General features: G+C 70.0%; 18 protein-coding genes. 5 read left to right on the top strand and 13 right to left on the bottom strand.

From position 1 onward, the window contains the following. Positions 1–125 precede the first annotated feature (125 nt). Positions 126–1019, top strand: a complete 894-nt coding sequence (locus BMZ18_RS11365) for a hypothetical protein (protein ID WP_074922186.1) — start codon at positions 126–128, stop codon at positions 1017–1019. Between the two features lie 78 nt (positions 1020–1097). On the opposite strand, the gene BMZ18_RS11370 is transcribed toward BMZ18_RS11365, so the two are convergent. Next, a complete protein-coding gene (locus BMZ18_RS11370) occupies positions 1098–1586 on the bottom strand; it encodes a hypothetical protein (protein ID WP_074922188.1) in 489 nt (162 codons plus the stop codon). 290 nt (positions 1587–1876) lie between these two features. Continuing rightward, positions 1877–2692: an amidohydrolase family protein gene (locus BMZ18_RS11375; RefSeq protein ID WP_068365551.1), complete on the bottom strand. Its 816-nt coding sequence runs from the start codon at positions 2690–2692 to the stop codon at positions 1877–1879. A gap of 140 nt (positions 2693–2832) precedes the next feature. On the opposite strand from BMZ18_RS11375, the gene BMZ18_RS11380 reads away from it, so the two are divergent. Continuing rightward, the gene (locus BMZ18_RS11380; protein WP_170851487.1) at positions 2833–3876 is read left to right on the top strand and encodes a zinc-dependent alcohol dehydrogenase family protein; all 1044 of its coding nucleotides are present in this window, start codon (positions 2833–2835) and stop codon (positions 3874–3876) included. Between the two features lie 96 nt (positions 3877–3972). Next, positions 3973–4101 carry a hypothetical protein gene (locus tag BMZ18_RS20190; protein ID WP_261770768.1) on the top strand — a complete coding sequence of 43 codons (129 nt, stop codon included), beginning with the start codon at positions 3973–3975 and terminating at the stop codon, positions 4099–4101. 9 nt (positions 4102–4110) lie between these two features. On the opposite strand, the gene BMZ18_RS11385 is transcribed toward BMZ18_RS20190, so the two are convergent. The 4 genes from BMZ18_RS11385 to modA all read right to left on the bottom strand — a co-directional run bounded on the left by BMZ18_RS11385 (position 4111) and on the right by modA (position 6039). Then, positions 4111–4299 (bottom strand): hypothetical protein, encoded by a 189-nt coding sequence (locus BMZ18_RS11385; protein ID WP_068365530.1) that lies wholly within the window; start codon positions 4297–4299, stop codon positions 4111–4113. Positions 4300–4351: 52 nt separating this feature from the next. Then, positions 4352–4549: a hypothetical protein gene (locus BMZ18_RS11390; protein WP_068365531.1), complete on the bottom strand. Its 198-nt coding sequence runs from the start codon at positions 4547–4549 to the stop codon at positions 4352–4354. 66 nt (positions 4550–4615) lie between these two features. Further along, positions 4616–5179, bottom strand: coding sequence for a dihydrofolate reductase family protein (locus tag BMZ18_RS11395; protein ID WP_068365532.1), 564 nt, complete (start codon positions 5177–5179; stop codon positions 4616–4618). A gap of 71 nt (positions 5180–5250) precedes the next feature. After that, positions 5251–6039 carry a molybdate ABC transporter substrate-binding protein gene (gene modA, locus BMZ18_RS11400; protein WP_068365533.1) on the bottom strand — a complete coding sequence of 263 codons (789 nt, stop codon included), beginning with the start codon at positions 6037–6039 and terminating at the stop codon, positions 5251–5253. A gap of 270 nt (positions 6040–6309) precedes the next feature. Between modA and BMZ18_RS11405 the strand changes: the two genes are divergently transcribed. Continuing rightward, a complete protein-coding gene (locus BMZ18_RS11405) occupies positions 6310–8031 on the top strand; it encodes an EAL domain-containing protein (RefSeq protein WP_139203934.1) in 1722 nt (573 codons plus the stop codon). Positions 8032–8052: 21 nt separating this feature from the next. Then, positions 8053–8700, top strand: a complete 648-nt coding sequence (locus tag BMZ18_RS11410) for a class I SAM-dependent methyltransferase (protein WP_169817754.1) — start codon at positions 8053–8055, stop codon at positions 8698–8700. A gap of 79 nt (positions 8701–8779) precedes the next feature. Here BMZ18_RS11410 and BMZ18_RS11415 read toward each other — a convergent pair whose 3' ends face one another. From BMZ18_RS11415 to BMZ18_RS11445, 7 genes are all read right to left on the bottom strand, one after another. Beyond that, entirely contained in the window at positions 8780–9826 is a 1047-nt protein-coding gene (locus BMZ18_RS11415) for a FecCD family ABC transporter permease (protein WP_244516503.1), read from the bottom strand. Continuing rightward, complete coding sequence (locus BMZ18_RS11420) at positions 9823–10842, bottom strand: ABC transporter substrate-binding protein (RefSeq protein ID WP_068365537.1); 1020 nt, start codon at positions 10840–10842, stop codon at positions 9823–9825. The genes BMZ18_RS11415 and BMZ18_RS11420 overlap by 4 nt, the downstream gene beginning before the upstream one ends. 178 nt (positions 10843–11020) lie before the next feature. Beyond that, positions 11021–13009, bottom strand: a complete 1989-nt coding sequence (locus tag BMZ18_RS11425; protein ID WP_068365538.1) for a CocE/NonD family hydrolase — start codon at positions 13007–13009, stop codon at positions 11021–11023. A gap of 119 nt (positions 13010–13128) precedes the next feature. Next, complete coding sequence (locus BMZ18_RS11430) at positions 13129–14457, bottom strand: hypothetical protein (RefSeq protein ID WP_068365539.1); 1329 nt, start codon at positions 14455–14457, stop codon at positions 13129–13131. Next, the gene (locus BMZ18_RS11435) at positions 14454–14888 is read right to left on the bottom strand and encodes a hypothetical protein (RefSeq protein WP_074922190.1); all 435 of its coding nucleotides are present in this window, start codon (positions 14886–14888) and stop codon (positions 14454–14456) included. Before BMZ18_RS11435 ends, BMZ18_RS11430 begins: the two co-directional genes overlap by 4 nt. Beyond that, positions 14885–15127, bottom strand: coding sequence for a hypothetical protein (locus BMZ18_RS11440; RefSeq protein ID WP_068365540.1), 243 nt, complete (start codon positions 15125–15127; stop codon positions 14885–14887). Before BMZ18_RS11440 ends, BMZ18_RS11435 begins: the two co-directional genes overlap by 4 nt. Then, the gene (locus tag BMZ18_RS11445) at positions 15124–17043 is read right to left on the bottom strand and encodes a hypothetical protein (RefSeq protein WP_068365541.1); all 1920 of its coding nucleotides are present in this window, start codon (positions 17041–17043) and stop codon (positions 15124–15126) included. Before BMZ18_RS11445 ends, BMZ18_RS11440 begins: the two co-directional genes overlap by 4 nt. Positions 17044–17096: the final 53 nt, after the last annotated feature.

Raw genomic sequence — 17096 nt, forward strand, 5'->3', positions numbered from 1 at the left:
GGAACTCCTCTGGATGTGCAGCGGGCATGGCTCGGACTCCTCTCCTGCAGCAGCAACGCTACAGATCAGGTGTCCGGAGAACCGGGTCAAGCTCCTTCGACGGGGGCGGTGCCAGCATCGAAGGCTTGACATCCGCCGACGAAAGCCTGAACACACCGATCCACCAGGAGGTCCCGGACCAACCCGCCAAGACCCCGCAGCCGGTCGACAAGTACGCGCGCACTCTTCTCGCCCTCGTCGGCATCCCGACTCTCGTGGTCTTCGTCGGTCAGTGGATACCGGAATTGGGGCGCTGGTCCTTCTTCCAGACCATCTCGGATCAGGTGGCACCCGTCGTCGGCGGCGGGCCGATCATGCCGGAAAGCGCCTTCGGGTGGCCCGGTGACCACAGTGGCTTCCTGCCCACGATCGGACTTCTGTCCGTGGTCGTCCTCCGACTGAGCCTGCAGATCAAGAGCGACATCGCGCGCATCGTCGTGGTGCCGGCGGCGGGGTCGGCGGCGGTGTCGTTTGCGCTCGGTGCTGTCGTCGCGCTGTTCACCGGAGGCATTCCTGACGGCACCGTGGGCGTCCTTCTGAGCGGTCTCGCTGCAGCAGTCGCCGGACGCATTGCGTACCAAGTGATGTCGACACCCGTCGACGCTCCCGTTCCGCCGCGAGGCCTGGCCTCGGTCGCGGCGATTGCCACCGGGGTGACCGTGCTACCGGCGATCGCGCTGGGTCGATGGGCCACAGCGGAGCCACTCGTGGATGTCGCCTCGAGCCTGCCGCGGGAGAACTCCGACGTCTTCCTCTGGCTCTTCACGGACGTCGCGACCCTGTTGCAATGGGTCACCGGCGTGGCGCTCGCCGCATTTGTCGCCGCACTCGTCGAGACGGCGTCCAGTGTGGGTCGGCATTCCTTGGTGCGGCCGATCGTCGTCGCGGTCGTGGCCCTCGGCGTGCTGATCGTCGCCGGCGGCGCAGCCGCCGACGCGAACACCGACGTCGTCTCGCGCTTCTTCGCCACGTACTACTGAGCGATCGACACCCGACAGGCTCCGACAGACGAGGCCCGGCGCGCCGTGTGACGCGCCGGGCCTCGTTCTGAACTCGGGTCAGACAGGTGTCGAGGCGTCACCGCTGACGGGCAGTGCCGCCAGCGCTCGACGGATTCGCCACCGATGCGCCATGATTCGATCGACTCCGATGACCATCCCCCCTTGATTGATCCAATGCGAGGTCCACACGCTGACCTGAACGCCTTCGGGAAATTGTTCCGCGTCGATCGACATAGTCGGTTGCACTCCGAAGGACCGGACGCCCAAACCCATTCCACGGGCCTTGTAGTTCAACTGCCCGGGGCCGTCGACCTGCTTCCACAACGGCCCGAAGAGAGATGCCACCGCCCGGAGGACGACCTCGTCGGTCGACGCGACGAGGAAATCCTCCTGGTTCCGCGCGCGAGCCGAGAACACCAGCGCAGCAACCCATGTCGCGAACACGAAAGCCAGGAAGAGGACGAAGACGGTGCCAGGACTCTCGGTGACGAACCAACCGGACAACAGAACGACCGCACCCAGCACGGACCAAGCGAGCATGACCATGAGATCTCCTTACAAGAGTGTGGGAAGGGCAGTCACGCGAGCGCTGTCATCGGTGCTGTGAGCACGGCGCGCCCCCGTGTCCTCGGCAGGACGTGCAGTGACCGAACATCCCCCACACTTTGCCCTCACCCTTGCAGGTACTGCATCGGCGCTCGCGGCATCGCGAGCAGCGGTCGTCGTAAGCCATGTTGCCTCCTTGCAGAATGCGCTGACTGCGCACTCCGGAGACTAGGACGCTCGAACCTGTTGCAGGAGAGTCCGTTCGAACGACAGCGACATGGCAGAACCCCCTACCCCACCAACCCCCGCCCGTTCTCACGCACCACGTCCCGCGCCCAGTCGTCACCGAGCCCGAGTTCCATGACGGCCCGGAGGGCGTCGGCGTAGGGGTACGGGATGTTGGGGAAGTCGCTGCCGAACAGGATGCGCTTCTGCAGGTCGAGCAGCCTCGGGCGCAGGTCCACCGGGAAGGGCGCGAGCCGCTCGGTGAACGCGGTGAACACCATGGTGGTGTCCAGCCGCACCCTCTCGTACCGGTCGGCGAGGTCCAGGAACTGCGCGTACTCCGGCATGCCCATGTGCGCGATCACCAACGGCAGGCGGGGGTAACGACGCATCAGGGTCTCGACGGGGTCGGGACCGGTGTAGCGACCCGGCTCGGGACCGGACCCGCAATGGATCACCACCGGGACGCCGGCGTCCTGGATCGCGCCCCACACGTCGTCGAGAAGCGGGTCGTGGACGTCGTAATCCCCCACCTGCACATGGCATTTGAAGACGCCCACGCCGTCGTCGATCGCCGTCCGGACGTACGACGCCGCCTCGGCCTCCGGATAGAACGTGCCGGTGCGGACGCAGTCCGGCGTTCGATCCGCGAACTCCCCGGCCCACCCGTTCAGCCACTGCGCCATGCCCGGCTTGTGGGGGTAGAGCAGGGAGGTGAACCGCTCGACGCCGTAGGCACGGAGCCGCTGGGTCCGCGCGTCCTCCTCGGTGCGGTACTCGATGGGCCAGGGCTGACCCAGCCGCGGCTCGACCGCGTCGAAGTAGCCCCACACCTTGGCCAGCACGTTGTGCGGCATGAAGTGGGTGTGGATGTCCACCATCGAGTCCAGCCCCAGGTCGGCGAGGAGCGCGCGAACGCGGGCGACGTCGTGATCGAGTTCCGGCACGCCCTCACTATGGCACCGCGACCGGACCGACCCCAGGGGTGCTCCGATGGCCTCGGAGGAGTAGAGACATACGCATGAAAGCAACGTTCATGTACGCCGCCGGGGACGTCCGTGTCGAGACCGTGCCCGACCCGCGGATCCTCGAACCGACCGACGCCATCGTCCGCGTGGTCCGCGCGTGCGTGTGCGGCTCCGACCTGCACCCCTACCACTCGCTGAAGCCCCGCAGCGAGGGCCGGCCCATGGGGCACGAGCTGATCGGCGTGATCGAGGACCTCGGCGCCGAGGTGACGGGTCTGCGCAAGGGCGACTTCGTCATCACCCCGTTCACGTACTCCGACAACACCTGCGCGTTCTGCCGGGAAGGGCTGCACACCTCGTGCGTCCACGGCGGCGGCTGGGGCAGCGCCGAGACCGGCGGACTGCAGGCCGAGTACGCCCGCATCCCGCAGGCATCCGGAACGTTGGTGGCGGTGCCGGGTGTCGACGAGCACTCGGACCTGCTGCCGTCGCTGCTCACGCTCTCCGACGTCTACCTCACCGGCTACCACGCCGCGGTGATGGGCCGCGTCGAGCAGGGCAAGACCGTCACGGTCATCGGCGACGGCGCGGTGGGCCTCTCGGCGGTGCTGGCCTCCCGGCAGCTCGGCGCCGAGCGCATCATCCTCATGGGCCGGCACACCTCCCGCACCGACCTCGGCCGCGAGTTCGGCGCCACCGACGTGGTGGCCGAGCGTGGCGACGAGGGCATCGAGAAGGTCAAGGAGCTCACCGGCGGCGAGGGCAGCCACGTGGTGCTCGAAGCCGTCGGGCACATGCCGGCGTACGAGCAGGCCTACGGCATCGTCCGTCCCGGCGGCGTCATCTCACGCGTGGGTGTGCCGCAGTACCAGGACGCGCCCGTGGGGTGGGCCTCGCTGTTCGGCCACAACGTGACGCTGACGGGCGGCGTCGCTCCCGTCCGCGCCTACCTCGAGCATGCCATCCCGCAGGTGCTCGACGGGACCATCGCGCCGGGCAAGGTGTTCGACCGGTCCGTGCGTATCGACGACGTCCCGGACGCGTACCGCGCCATGGACGACCGTGAGGCTCTGAAGGTGATGATCGACTTCGGGTGAACCGGCCATTCCGGGTCAATCCCCCGTGTCATTCGTTCGGAGGACACCGATTCCCCTGTTCTTGCGGCGGAAACCGGGATACGGGACACTCGCGGTATGGCGAAGAGGACGTCCACCGTTCGTGACCCCCGGAAACCGCGACCGCTCGAGGCCGCGCTGCTCGGTGTGAGCGGCGTGGTCCTCGCCGGCCTGCTCGCGCTCTGCGCCGCGAAGGGCCTGCTGTAACCACGCGCGCTACACGCGCGTGAGCAGCGTGTTCTTCGTCTTGGACTCGAACCACACCAGCTCGAGGTAAGCGCCGGCGCGATCGGTCTCGGACCGCTCGTCGGCCCGGCGAATGGCGTAGCCCATCTTGACGCCGAGCACGACGGCCCCGACGGTCCACACCGCGAGAACGGCCACCGCGACGATCAGCCACATCATGTGACCCATTCGACACCGGTGCGGGAATGGATCGCCCGGCCCGGAATTCGGATCACGTGCGCCGCGCCGCGGGTCCCCACAGCTGGTACGCCGACCCGACGGCCACGATCGGCCAGCACACGATCGCGATCCACACGCTCGCGGCCCGCTCGCCGATCGACAGGTCGTAGATCGCGAGAATGGTGAGCGCGGCTCCCACCACGAACGTGAAGACGTTCAGCTTTCTACGGTTTTCCGCCGAAATAGCCATGACCGGGAAACTACGACACCCCTGCGGTGCCTGCTACTCGAGTTTTCCCCGCATTGTTGGATTTCGTCACCGCTGGACGTCGAAAACCTGCTTCTGAATTCCGTTCGAATACACCTCGTGCTCGACCAGAGTCAGCTTCTGCAGATCCTTGTCCGTCTCGCTGAACAGCCGCCGGCCCGCACCGAGCAACACCGGGAAGACCAACAGGTGGTACCGATCCACCAGTCCCGCGTCGGCGAGCGACTTGCCGAGCGTCGCGCTGCCGTGGACCGCGATCGGCCCGCCGTCGGTCTCCTTGAGCGCGGCCACGTCGTCGACGGAGCGGAGCACGGTGGCCGGCCACCGCTCGTCGTCACGCTCCAGAGTCGTCGACACCACGTATCGCGGCATCGCGTTGTACTCGGCGAAGTCCGCCATGGTCGGCCAAACCGGCGCGAACGCCTCGTACGACGTGCGACCCAGCAGCAGGGCCGTCGTCTCCGACTGCTCCCGGCCCTTGATCTCGTACGCGGCCTCGTCGAACTCCACGGCCTGGAACGTCCACCCGGAGTTGCGGTAGCCGGGCTCGCCGCCCGGCGCCTCCATCACTCCGTCGACGGACACGAACGCGGTGACGATCAACTGGCGCATGACTTCTCCTCCACTGACGGACTCTTACGTCTTCCGACTCGCGTCGTCACGAAAACTCACCGCGGCGCGCGTCAGGGCGCGGCGAACCCGGCGTTCTCCAGCACCGCACGACCCTCCGGGCCGGTCAGCAACTCCTCGAATGCCCGTGCCGCCGCAGCGTTTCGCGACTCCCCGAGCACCGCGACGGGGTAGGTGTTGACGGCCTGCGCCGACTCCGGGAACGGGACGGTCGCGACGGCCTCCCCCGCGCCCGACGCGTCCGTGACGTACACCAGACCGGCGTCCGCTTCGCCGGCGGTGACCTTGCCCAGCACGTCGGTGACGGCCGATTCCTCGCTGACCGGGGTGATGTCGACCCCCGTGGCCGACTCGAGCGTCGCGGTCGCGGACCCGCACGGCACCTGCGGCGCGCAGACGACGACCTTGGCGCCGGGGGTCGCGAGATCGGCGAACGACGTGATGCCCGCCGGGTTGTCCGGCGGGGTGACGATGGTGAGGGTGTTGGTGGCGAAGTTCGTCGGCTCGCCGGCGATCAGCCCGGCGTCGACCGCCTTCGTCATGTTGGCGGTATCCGCGGACGCGAACACGTCGCCCGGTGCGCCCTGGGTCAGCTGGGTGACCAGGTCCGACGACCCGGCGAACGTGAAGGTGACCGTGGTGCCGGGGTGCGCGGCCTCGAACTGCGCCCCCAGCTCGGTGAACGTCGCCTTCAGCGACGCCGCCGCGAACACCGTGATTTCGCCGGTGATCGCACCGTCCGCACCTCCGGTGGCGTCGTCGGTGTCCGACGACGAACATCCGGCCAGGACGAGGGACGCGGCGGACAGCGACGCCGCGGCGACGCGGAACGTGGTGGTCACGGCAAGAGGGCCTTTCGGGTGAGGAGCGGGCTCTCCCGCCGTCGGGGACGATACGGGGCGCCGAGTCACGTCGGCATCGACACGCCCCGCCTTTCCGCACTTCGGCGTCCGTACCGACCGGAACGACGACGCTATTCGGACCCCATATCCACCACGGGCTCTGGTAAACGTTTTGCCGTCCGAATATGCTTGCGTCAACGAATCTGTCATCACCTGTTGGATGTCATCCGGGGTCGGGCCGGGTGGCCCCGGCGATGGAGCGTGGAATCGATGTTGCGCACCCCGGCAGCCGTGCCGACCCGCGATCGTATCGCCCGGTCGTCGCGTCGCGCCGTCGTGATGCTCATCGTCGTCGTGGGATCCGCCGGAACCTTCTCCGCTCTGTCCGGCGAACTGCGCCCCGGCGGGCTCTGGGTCGTCGCCGCGGCATCCGCGACCACCATTCCCGTCGCGTACGCCTGGCGGCGGTGGTTCCGACGGTGGGACGCCATGGCACCCCTCTTCATCCTGTACTCCGACATCGGCATCACCGCGGTGCTGTTCAGCTTCGAGTCCTCCTGGGACGCCCTGCCCGGAGCCGTGCTGCTGATCCTCGTCTCGCTGTTCGGCGTGGTGTTCACCACCAGCCGGGTCCTCCGGATGCACATCGTGTTCTCCGTGGTGGTCACCCTGGTCCTGGCCGCCATGGCCGCCGACGAGGCCGACCCCATGCTGCTCGCCGCCCGCACCGTCACCATCCTGGGCGCCAGCACCACCCCGTTCCTGGTGCAGCTCTACGTCGCGTACCTGCGCGACCAGGTGTCGACCTCACGCCGCGACACCACGACCGGTCTGCTGAACCGCCGCGGCCTCGAAGCCGCCATCGGCCAGGTCCAACAGTTGCGGACCGCCGACCTCACCATGGGCGTCGCCCTGATCCACGTCGCCCTCGAGGACATCGACGCCCGTCACGGGCGCACCACCGCCAAGGAAGTGGTCGCCGAACTGACCGGGGCCTTGCGCGAGAGCGCCCCCGGCGCGCTGATCGCCCGCATTCGGCACGCCGAGTTCGCCTGCGTTCTGCTGGGCGGCGCCGACCGCGTGGCCGAGGACCTCGATGCCCTGCGTGACGACGTCGAATCCCTCCGGCTGCGCAGCGCGCCCACTCCGCTGACGTGCACGACGTCCCGCGCGCACCTCGGCGACGGCACCTCGCGCCTGGTGGTGCTGGGCCGACTGATCGCCTCGGCCTCGCTGGCGCGGTACTCCGGCACGCTCGAAGGCGACGAACGACGCCCGGAGCACGACCACCTCGTCGACCTCCTCGCCGACGGCGGCCCGACCATCGTGTTCCAACCCGTCGTCCGCGTGGGGGACGGAACCGTGGCCGGATACGAGGCCCTCTCCCGCTTCCCGGCCGGCCACGGCACCCCGCAGACGTGGTTCGCCGACGCCGCCGCGGCCGGCCTGCAGACTCCCCTCGAGCTGGCGGCCGTGCAGCGCGCCGTGCTCGCCTCTCACCACCTCGAGCCGGACGCGTTCCTCGCCATCAACGTCTCCGCCGGCACCATCATGGCGGCGGACCTCACTCGGCTGCTGCTGCCCCTGGCCACGCAGCGGCGGGTGATCGTCGAGATCACCGAACACGACCTGGTGCGCGACTACCACCAGCTCACCCTCGCCCTCGACGACCTGCGCGCCGCGGGCCTGTCCATTTCCGTCGACGACGTCGGCGCCGGCCACTCGGGCCTGCGTCAGCTGGTCGAGATCAAGCCGGACGTGGTCAAACTCGACGCCTCCATCGTCCGCGGCCTCGACCACGACCCCATGCGCCGCGCCGCCGCGAAGGCCCTCACCTCCTTCGCCGGTGACATCGGTGCGGAGTGCATCTACGAGGGCATCGAGACCGAGGACGAACTCGAGGCGGCCCGGGCCCTCGGCGCCGGCCTCGTCCAGGGCTTCCTCCTCGGCCGACCCACCGCCGTGCCCCTGTCCGTCGAACACACCGCCTGACCCGCACCTACGCTGACCGTCGTGACCTCCCGAGTGGCCGCGCAGTACGACGCCATCGCCCACGACTACGCCGCCGCCTTCCCCACCCTCGCGCCGTTCGATCGCGGGGTGCTCGCGTCGTTCGCCCGCTCGGTGACCGCGGCCGGCGGCCGGACGGTGCTCGACGTCGGCTGCGGCCCGGGCACCGCGGCGCGGGAGCTGGCGGCTGCGGGGCTCTCGCCGGTGGGGCTGGACCGGTCGGCGGCGATGGTGCGGCTGGCCTCGCTGGAGCGCGTGGTGATCGGGGATCTGGGGGCGCTGCCCGTGCGGGACGGAGCCGTGGACGCCGTCTGTGCCTGGTACTCGCTGGTGCACACCCCGACGGCCGAGTTGCCCGCCGTGCTCACCGAGTTCCGCCGGGTGCTGCGCGACGACGGGTGGCTGCTCCTGGCGTTCCAGACCGCCGCGCCGACGCTCGAAGTGCGCGAGGCGTGGGGGCACGAGGTGTCGCTGGACTTCCTGCGCCACGACGTCGGCGAGGTGCAGGAGATGCTCATGGACACCGGCTACGTGCTGCACCGGGACGCCCTGCGCTCCGCCGACAAGCGGGCCGGGGAGAGCGCTGCGCAGGCGTTCGTGGTGGCGCGGTCGCGGGATCACCTGGAGCTGCGGCCGGGGCGGGGGTGTTGAGCGGGCGCCAGTGCACACAGGTCGCCGGATTCGGCGGGATCCCGTCGAATCCGGCGAGTTGTGGGCAACCAGGCCCGGTCTACCGCGCCGCCACCAGTCGAGGGGCGCTGCGCACCCGACGGCCCCACCGTTGACCGCGCAGCAGGATCGCGGCGAAGGCGGGGACGCCCACGAGCGCGGTGACCACCCCCACGGGGATCTCCTGCGGGCTGAAGATGCTGCGCGCCAACGTGTCCGCCCACACCATGAACACCGCACCCATCGCCATGGTGGTGGGCAGCAGGCGGCTGTGCCGGGGCCCCACCAGCAGCCGCGCGGCGTGCGGGAGGACCAGCCCGACGAAGCCGATGGCCCCCGCCGCGGCGACGATGGTGGCGGTCATCAGCGCCGTCACCCCCAGCAGGATCACCTTCAGCCGCAGAATGGGCACGCCGAGGGCGGTGGCGGCGTCGGACCCCAGGGTCATCGCGTCGAGGGAGGGCGCCGCGATCACGCACACCACCATGCCGAGTCCCACGGCCCCGGCGCAGGCCCACACGTCGGCCCAGTCCGCGCCGGCGAGGGAGCCGAGCAACCAGAACAGCACTCCCCTGGTCTGCTCCGCGTCCGCCGAGGACAGCACGATGAACGACGTGAGCGCCGAGAACAGTTGCGTCCCGGCCACTCCCGCGAGGATGACCGGTCCGGTGCCGCCGCCCGCACCGGTCGCCAGCATCATCACCAACACGAAGGACACCAACGCCCCGACGAACGCTCCGGACGACAGGGACAGCACGCCGGCGCCGATCCCCAGCACCGCCACCGTGACCGCACCCGTCGAGGCCCCGGACGAGATGCCGAGCACGAACGGATCCGCCAGCCGGTTGCGCAGCATCGACTGCATCACCGCCCCGCACAGGGCCAGGCCCGTCCCGCACAGTGCCGCGAGAACCGCACGGGGCAAGCGCATCTCCCACACGATGCCGTCCTGGATGCGGCTCACCTCGGCGGCCGGGCCCCCGAGGTGAGCAACGACGACGGCCACCACGTCGGCGGTGGTGAGGTTCGCCGGGCCCACCGTGATCGACACCGCGATCGACGCGAGGACGGCCCCCAGCACGCCGAGAACGACTGCGGCGTGCTTCACGCCGTGCCCCACTCCTTCAGTGCCGCAGCCACTTTCTCGATCCCGTCGACGGTGCGGATCGACGGGTTCAGATCCGCCCCGTTGACGACGACGTAGCGACGGTCGATCACCGCCCGCATCCGGCTGGTGACGGGGTTGGATTCGAGGAACGCGATCTTGCTCTCCAGCGCGTCGCCGTCGATGGTGCGGCGGGACAGGTCGGCGAGGACCAGCACGTCGGGATTGCGGTCGGCGACGGCCTCCCACCCGATCTGCGGCCACTCGTCGGTGGTGTCGGCGAAGACGTTCCGCGCCCCCACCGCCGACGAGATGACGCCCGACGCCCCGCAGCACCCCGCCATGTACGGGGCCGCGACGTCGGAGAACCAATACGCGACGGTGGGGTCGCCGGGCGGGACGCCGTCCGCGGCGCGCTGCGCACGCTCGGTGAGGTCGGCGACCAGCTGCTCCCCGCGCTCCGTCACGTCGAAGATGGCAGCCAGGTCTCGGATCTCCTGGTACACCGTCTCGAGACGCAGCGGCTCGGCGCGGGCGCCGTCGGCGTTGACGCTCGTGGCCGCCATGCCGACGCAATCCGTCGGCGACAGGTAGGAGGGAATGCCGAACTGCTCGAACCGATCTCGATCCGCCACTCCGCCCGGGCCGAGAGTGCCGCCGAAGGAGGCGCTGACGAAATCGGGGTCGGCGTCGGAGACCACCTCGAGGGAGGGCTTGTCGTCGGCGAGCCGGGGAACCCGGGCGTTGTCCTCGGCGAGGTTCTCGCGGACGGGGTCGGTCCACGTGGCGGTGCCCACCAGCCGGTCGGCCAGTCCGAGCGACAACAGGATCTCGGTCGAGCCCTGGTTCAGCGACACCGCGCGTTGCGGCGGGGCGTCGACGGTGACCGTGCGGCCACAGTTCTCGAGGGTGAGGGGAAAGCCGTCCACGGTGGGAGCGGCGGCGTCGGAGGTCGACGCAGAGCAGCCTGCGGCCAGCACCAGGGCTGCCGCAGCGGTGAGTGCGGTGAGTCGTGACATGTTCTGTTGTGCCGTCCTGCTACGGGCCCGTGCGCGGAGCCCCGAGGGTGGTGTCGGCCGGCGAGCGATCGGACTTCGGACCCCCACCCGGGGTCCGTCACCGTTGCGCGCCAGTCCCGGATTCCCACCGGGTTCCCTCGCCGGACGACGCGTGCCCGGTCACCCTAACCCGGACACCTCAGTTCACGAACGGCACGTTCACGAAGCTCGGCCGGGTCGGGTCCAGCTGGATGTGCTGCGGCGCGAGACCTGAGTCGGCGAGCATCGGCCCCAGCGGGAGGTAGCGGGGGACGGACGCTGCCATGACGTCGAGACGCAGCCGGTGGCCGGGTTGGATCACGGCGTCGGTGGGCAGCAGGCCAATGTCGACGGTGGTGGGCTCGCCCGGCACGACGGTGCGGCGGGTCTCCAGTGTGAGCGCGGGCGTCGCGTCGACGTAGTCACCGTTGGCGCTGCGCGTACTCCGTGCGTCGTCGATCGCGCGCAGCGATGCGGTGATCGCACCGTGCGTGAGCGGGGTGGACGTGCCGTCGGGGGCGACGTCGTTCAGCGTGGCCACCCAGAACCCGTCCGGGCGATCGAGGACGGTGTTCAGCCGGACGTTGGTGGCCCCCGAGATCTGCGTCGGCGCGGTCACCGGTGCCCCGGTGAACGTCAACGCCTCGGCCTCGGCGAACCGTGAGTCGCGGGTACATACCGACCCCAGAATGGCGGCGGCTCCGGCGGTTCCGAGCGCGGCGTCGCGGGAGCACAGCCCACGCAGACCCGGCGCGACGGTGAGTCGGGCGGTGTCCGGCACCGGCGCCTCGGTAAGGCTGCCGTCGTACCGCGCGTGACCGGCGGTGCCGCTGGGCGCGGCCGAGAGGTACATGCGCTGAGACTCCGCGCCCGCCCGCGGGAACTGCGAGGTGGTGGTCCAGCCGCCGCCCTGCTGGAAGAGCGTGACGGGGCCGTAGTTCTCGATTCCGTTGTCGATTCCCTTGAGCCAGCGGTCGAACCACGCGCGCTGCAGGGCGTCGAGCCGCGGCGGGTTGCCCGGGCGACCGAAGCCGGCACCGGGGTTCACGTGGTAGCCGTCGCCCATGATCAGTTGCTTGCTGCCCGGCTGAAGCGGGATGTCGTCGTAGATCCGCGGAACCGAGCCGGTGAAGATGTCGTGCCAGCCGCCGTAGAGCAGGGTGGGGACGGTGACGGCCGTCGCGTCGGCGCTGCGGTCCGCGTAGAACTGCCCGTCCTGCGCCACGGACAACGTCTCGGGCCGGACCTGGTCGATGGTCGGCGCGGTCAGCGCGTTGATCAGCTCCGGCACGAGGATGGCGGGATCGTCCAGCCGGGACTGCAACCAGGCCGGATCGAACCGGCCCTGCAGGATGGACTGCACGTCCGGCACGAACTTCAGCGCGTTGACGAGCACCAGCCAGAGCGGCATGAACCCCACGCCGAGCGCACCGCCGGTGCCGACGATGTCACGCAGCAGGTCGGTACTGGGCTCGACGGGGAAGATCGCCTTCAGGGCCGGCGGTTGCAGCGCGGCGGCCTGCACGGAGTTGATGGCGGAGTAGGAGATTCCGCTCATCCCGACAGCGCCGTCGGACCACGGCTGCCGGGAGATCCAGTCGATGATCTCCACCGAGTCCTGCTGCTCGCGCGGGCCGAGGACGTCCCACGTGCCCTGCGAGAAGCCCGTCCCGCGGGCGTCGACCACCACCTGCGCGTAGCCGTTCTGCACCAGGTTGCGGTTCACGCCGAAGATGCGCAGGCCGCCGCCGTCGACGGCCTGCGTGAGCTCGGTGATGCCGTCGAAGGGCGTGCCGGCGAAGTTCAGCCCGGCCAGAAAGTCGAGCACCGGCTCACTGACCCCGGGGATCTGCTGGATCGAGTCGATCAAATTGCCGGCGAGCTTGGTGTAGGGCGTGATGTTGAGAACCGTCGGCAGATCCGTCTCCACCGGCCGGCCCTGCGCGTCGGCCGGGCGATAGACGTTGGCCTTCAACACCGTTCCGTCGCTCATGGTGACGGGGACGTCCCAGTCGATGGCCACCTGCGGATACTGCGGCGGCGCGTCGGCGGCGGCCGTCCACGCGGCGGCGGCCGCTCCACCCGTGGGATCGGCGGCGACGGGGGTGGCCGCCGCTCCGATCAGGACCGTGAGCGCGGTGCCGAGCACAGCGGCGGACCGAACGACACGCGAGAACCCCACCGAAAACCCCCTGATGGTCCGTGCCCGACCCCCGAGCACCCGCCGGCGAGAGCGGTGCCCGGGAGCCTAGCCGAGCGGTCCGACAGTCACGCTCCGAACAGCAGATACAGCCCGAGGAAGGTGTAGAGCACCATCACCATCATCAGCGCCAGCTCGCCCGTCAGCACGTGGCGCTTCGGCAGGATGCGCAGCGACGCATCGTGCGCCAAGGTGACGCCGACGATGTGGCCGATCACCACCGCGAGCACCGTGACGCTCGCGAGGACCGACGGGTGCGAGGACAGCGTGTAGTTCACCGACGCGTCGGCGATGCCGAGGGGATTCCAGCCGCGGTCGAACGGGTCGAACAGCGTGAAGACGCTCTGCTGCCCCTTCTCGACCAGATAGGTCAGGTAGTGCGCCACGAAGTAGCCCACGACGATCGGGATCAGCGAATGGGCCAGCAGCCCCGGTAGTGTCGCGCGTTCGGCGCGGGTGACCCCGCCGGTGGTGCGTGCCGCGAGCCAGAACGCCGTGCCGACGATCGCGATGCAGGCGAGTAGGCCCAGCGTGCGGGCGACTACCGGGTCACCGGCTCCGCGGGCCAGGTCCTTCCAGAACGGTGTCTGCGCCAGGGAATCGAACGCCGTCGACCCCAGCAGCGTCGCGATCACGGCGACGGTGCCGCGACGGATCGGCAGCGACGAGGCGTTGTCCAGCGGGCTCACCGCCGCGAGCTGCCCCGACTCCCGGTCACGACGCAGCCAGGACAGGCGGGCCACGACGCCGGAGAACACCTCGAACGGATCGGCCGCGGCGAACCACCGGTCCCCGAACACCAGCGCGCCGACCAGCAGCACCGCCACGTAGACCAGGCACCAGAGTCGCACCGCCGCAACCGAACCCGGATCCGACGACGCCAGTTCGAGCCACACGAAGGCGAACAACCCCACGACCGCGGGCACCACCCCGACGGCGGGCAGCGTCGTCACCCCACGAGAAGGGTTGCGGCGCAGCAGAACACACACCCCGCGGTGCAGAGCGCGCACCGGCGAGACCACCCGCCACACCGGGCCGGCGATCAGCGAGGCCGGCACCAACCCCACCCAGACGAGGACGTAGAACACCCCCATCAGGGCGTTCGACGAATCCTGCGGACCGAGCAGCGACGCCGCGCCGACCCAGGCGGCGAGGGCGACCGACAGGACGCCGACGACGCCCCGGACCACCGGGGAGTCGACCACCCGCGTGAGACCCGGCAGCACGCGACGGACCCGACTCGCGTCGAGACGCGGAGTCTTCCACGCCACCAACAGAATCGCGAAGGATGCGGCGAGCGCCCACGCCCCGCCGATGAGGGCGTAGGTGACGGGGATCGGTAAGTCGGTGGACCCGCCGAGGCCGTGCGCGAGGAGGTCGGTGTGGCCGAACGTCACGGCCGGACGAGCACCGTGGCGACGGTGACGCCTGCGTCGTGCAGTTCGATGTCCACCGAGCCGGGAACGTCGACGGTGAAGCGGAACTCCTGGTCCTCACCGACCGCGACGGGGAAGGTGTACTCGGGCACGGAATGCACGTGCAGCTCGTCGACCGCGTCGCTGTCGACGGTCAGCACGATCTCCCGGCCCACGGTGCCCTCGATCCGCTCGTCGGTGGGCGTGACCTCCCCACCGGCGATGCTGACGTCGATGTCGGTGGAGTCCGTGTCGGTGGCCTGCTCACTGTCGCTCTGGACGACGGTGGTGTCCACGGTGGACGAGACGTCGTTCGGTGCGCTCGGCGTCTCGCTCTCCGCACCGCAGCCCGCCACCACCAGTCCCACGGCGGCCAGCGTCGTCACCAGTCGGCGCGTTCTCGGCGTCGTCACGAATCCCCCTCGTCGGGCTTCCCGGGCCGTCCCCGGCCCTCTTCTCGGTCGTTGGCGGCGGCGAGGTCGTCCTGCGCCGCGGCCTCCTCGTTCTCGGCACGCTCCGCACGTCGGTCGCGCACCACGATGAATCCCACGACCCCCGCGATGATCAACGCGGGGACGAACGCCGGCACCGCCAGGATCAGCGGGTGGTCCGCCATCCAGACGGTGCCGGGCGGTGGTCCTGTGACCGTCATACGCGCGTCCGGGGCCGCTCGTCGGTGCTCGCGGTGTTGCCGGGCGAGCGCAGGCTGATGCGCGCCGCACCCCAGGCCAGCGCCCACAGCAGGGCGGGGGAGCAGGCGAGCACCACCAGCGAGGCCGCGGTGAACAGCCAGGCCGGGTGATCGAAACTGCGCTCGCGCTGGAGCAGCTTGGTCTCGTACTCGAGGGGGCGGGTGAACTCCGCGAGCGCGGGCACCTCCTCGGCACCGATGCCCTCGTCGGCGGCCATGAAGATGGGCGCGCCGGCCATGGTGCGGCCGTCCTGCACGCGCAGGAAGGTCTTCCACGTGCCGTCGACGGGCATCGGGCGGGTGGAGCGGTAGTCGCCCGGTCCGGTGCGTTCGAGGTTGTCGACGACCAGTCCGTTCAGCGTGTCGCCCGCGCCCTGCCACGCGAGGAGCGAGACCCACTCGGGGTCGTCGGAGATCAGGTCGGACGGGCTGATCTGCACGGTGGCGTTCACCATGCGAAAGCCGTCCTCCCGCGGGGCGTCGGTGAGCTGCACGGTGGCCTGCGCGTTCTGCGGCACGTCGATCATGAGTCCGTTGGCGACGCTCGCCGAGCAGACCACCACCATGCCGAGCACGATGGAGCGGCGAATCGCGGGGCGGGGCAGTCCGTCTCCGCTGAGGGCCTGCGCGAACAGTCCGCCGGTGAGGCCGACCAGCACGCCCGTCGGGATCGTGGTGGCGAGGGCCTCGAGCCACATGCTCGTCGGCCACGGGTAGAGGTACATGGCCTCGACCCACAGCGATTCGAGGTAGACGCCGACGGTGCCGACGGCGAGACCCGCGACGGCGCCGAAGAGCAGACGGCGCTTGGTGAGGGCGGTCAGGCCCAGGATCTCGACCACGAGGGCCATGCCGAGGTAGAGCGCGAACGTGCTGTGCGGCTCGCCGAGCACGGGCCCGACGATCAGCGCGGTGATCCAGCGGACGACCGCGGCGAACGCGACGGCGAACAGCGCGGCGCCCCGGCCGACCATGAGCACGGCGGCGATCAGGGCGAACGCACCGGCGGCCGTGATGAGCAGTGGCTGGAACACGAGGCGGAACTGTTCGACCCCGAAGTCGTACTCGATCTGGAACACCGACAGGCCGATGACGAGGCCGCCGAACGCCGACGCCCGCATGAACCAGGTGATGACCGCCCGTCGACCGGATTCGACGCCGACGGCGGGACGGGTCTCGGTGTCGCCGGTGGGATCGCCGGCGGACTCGGGATCGGTGGCGACGTTGCCGGCCATCGCGACCCGGCCCTCGTGCTCGAGCAGCAGCACGCCGACGAGGGAGAGCCCGGCACCGCCGATGAGCATGAGGTGCGTCGGGCCCCAGAGGGTGACGTCCTGCCCGAAGATGCGGTGCCAGATGTCGTCGAGCGGGAAACCGATCAGCGCGTACAGGCCCGCACCGGCGATGAGCAGACCGCCGGTGGGGGCGTACCAGGTGCGCGTGATCTTCACGGCCGACGGGCCGGGCTTCTCGTCGATCGGCAGGATGATCGCAAGGCAGCCGGCGATGAAGAGGAAGAACAGCCCGACGAGGATGAAGTAGTGGGCCGGGTTCGCCAGCGGGCCCTCGTCGCGGCCGCGGCCGATGTGCAGGCTGACGTCCCAGATGAAGCCGAAGAACGCCGTGAGGATGGTCGAGACGAACATGACCATCGGCAGCGCCACCCAGCCGGGCCGGTTGGTCTTCTCCCCCGCGAAGTCCGCGAGCCGCTGCAACCACGTGATGCGGCGGGTGCGATGCATGACCGCCAGATACAGCAGGAAGAGCGAGATCACGCCGGCCGCGGCACTCATGCCGATGACCTGATCCAGCGCGGCCCCGCCGCCCTGTGGTGCGGCAGCGATCAGGTTACTCGAGGTAACACCTACATCGTTCACGACACGGATTATGTCGGCAACCGGCCCCGAGCACCAGACCCTTCGTCGATTCC

The organism is Rhodococcoides kroppenstedtii, assembly GCF_900111805.1.
Taxonomy (GTDB): domain Bacteria; phylum Actinomycetota; class Actinomycetes; order Mycobacteriales; family Mycobacteriaceae; genus Rhodococcoides; species Rhodococcoides kroppenstedtii.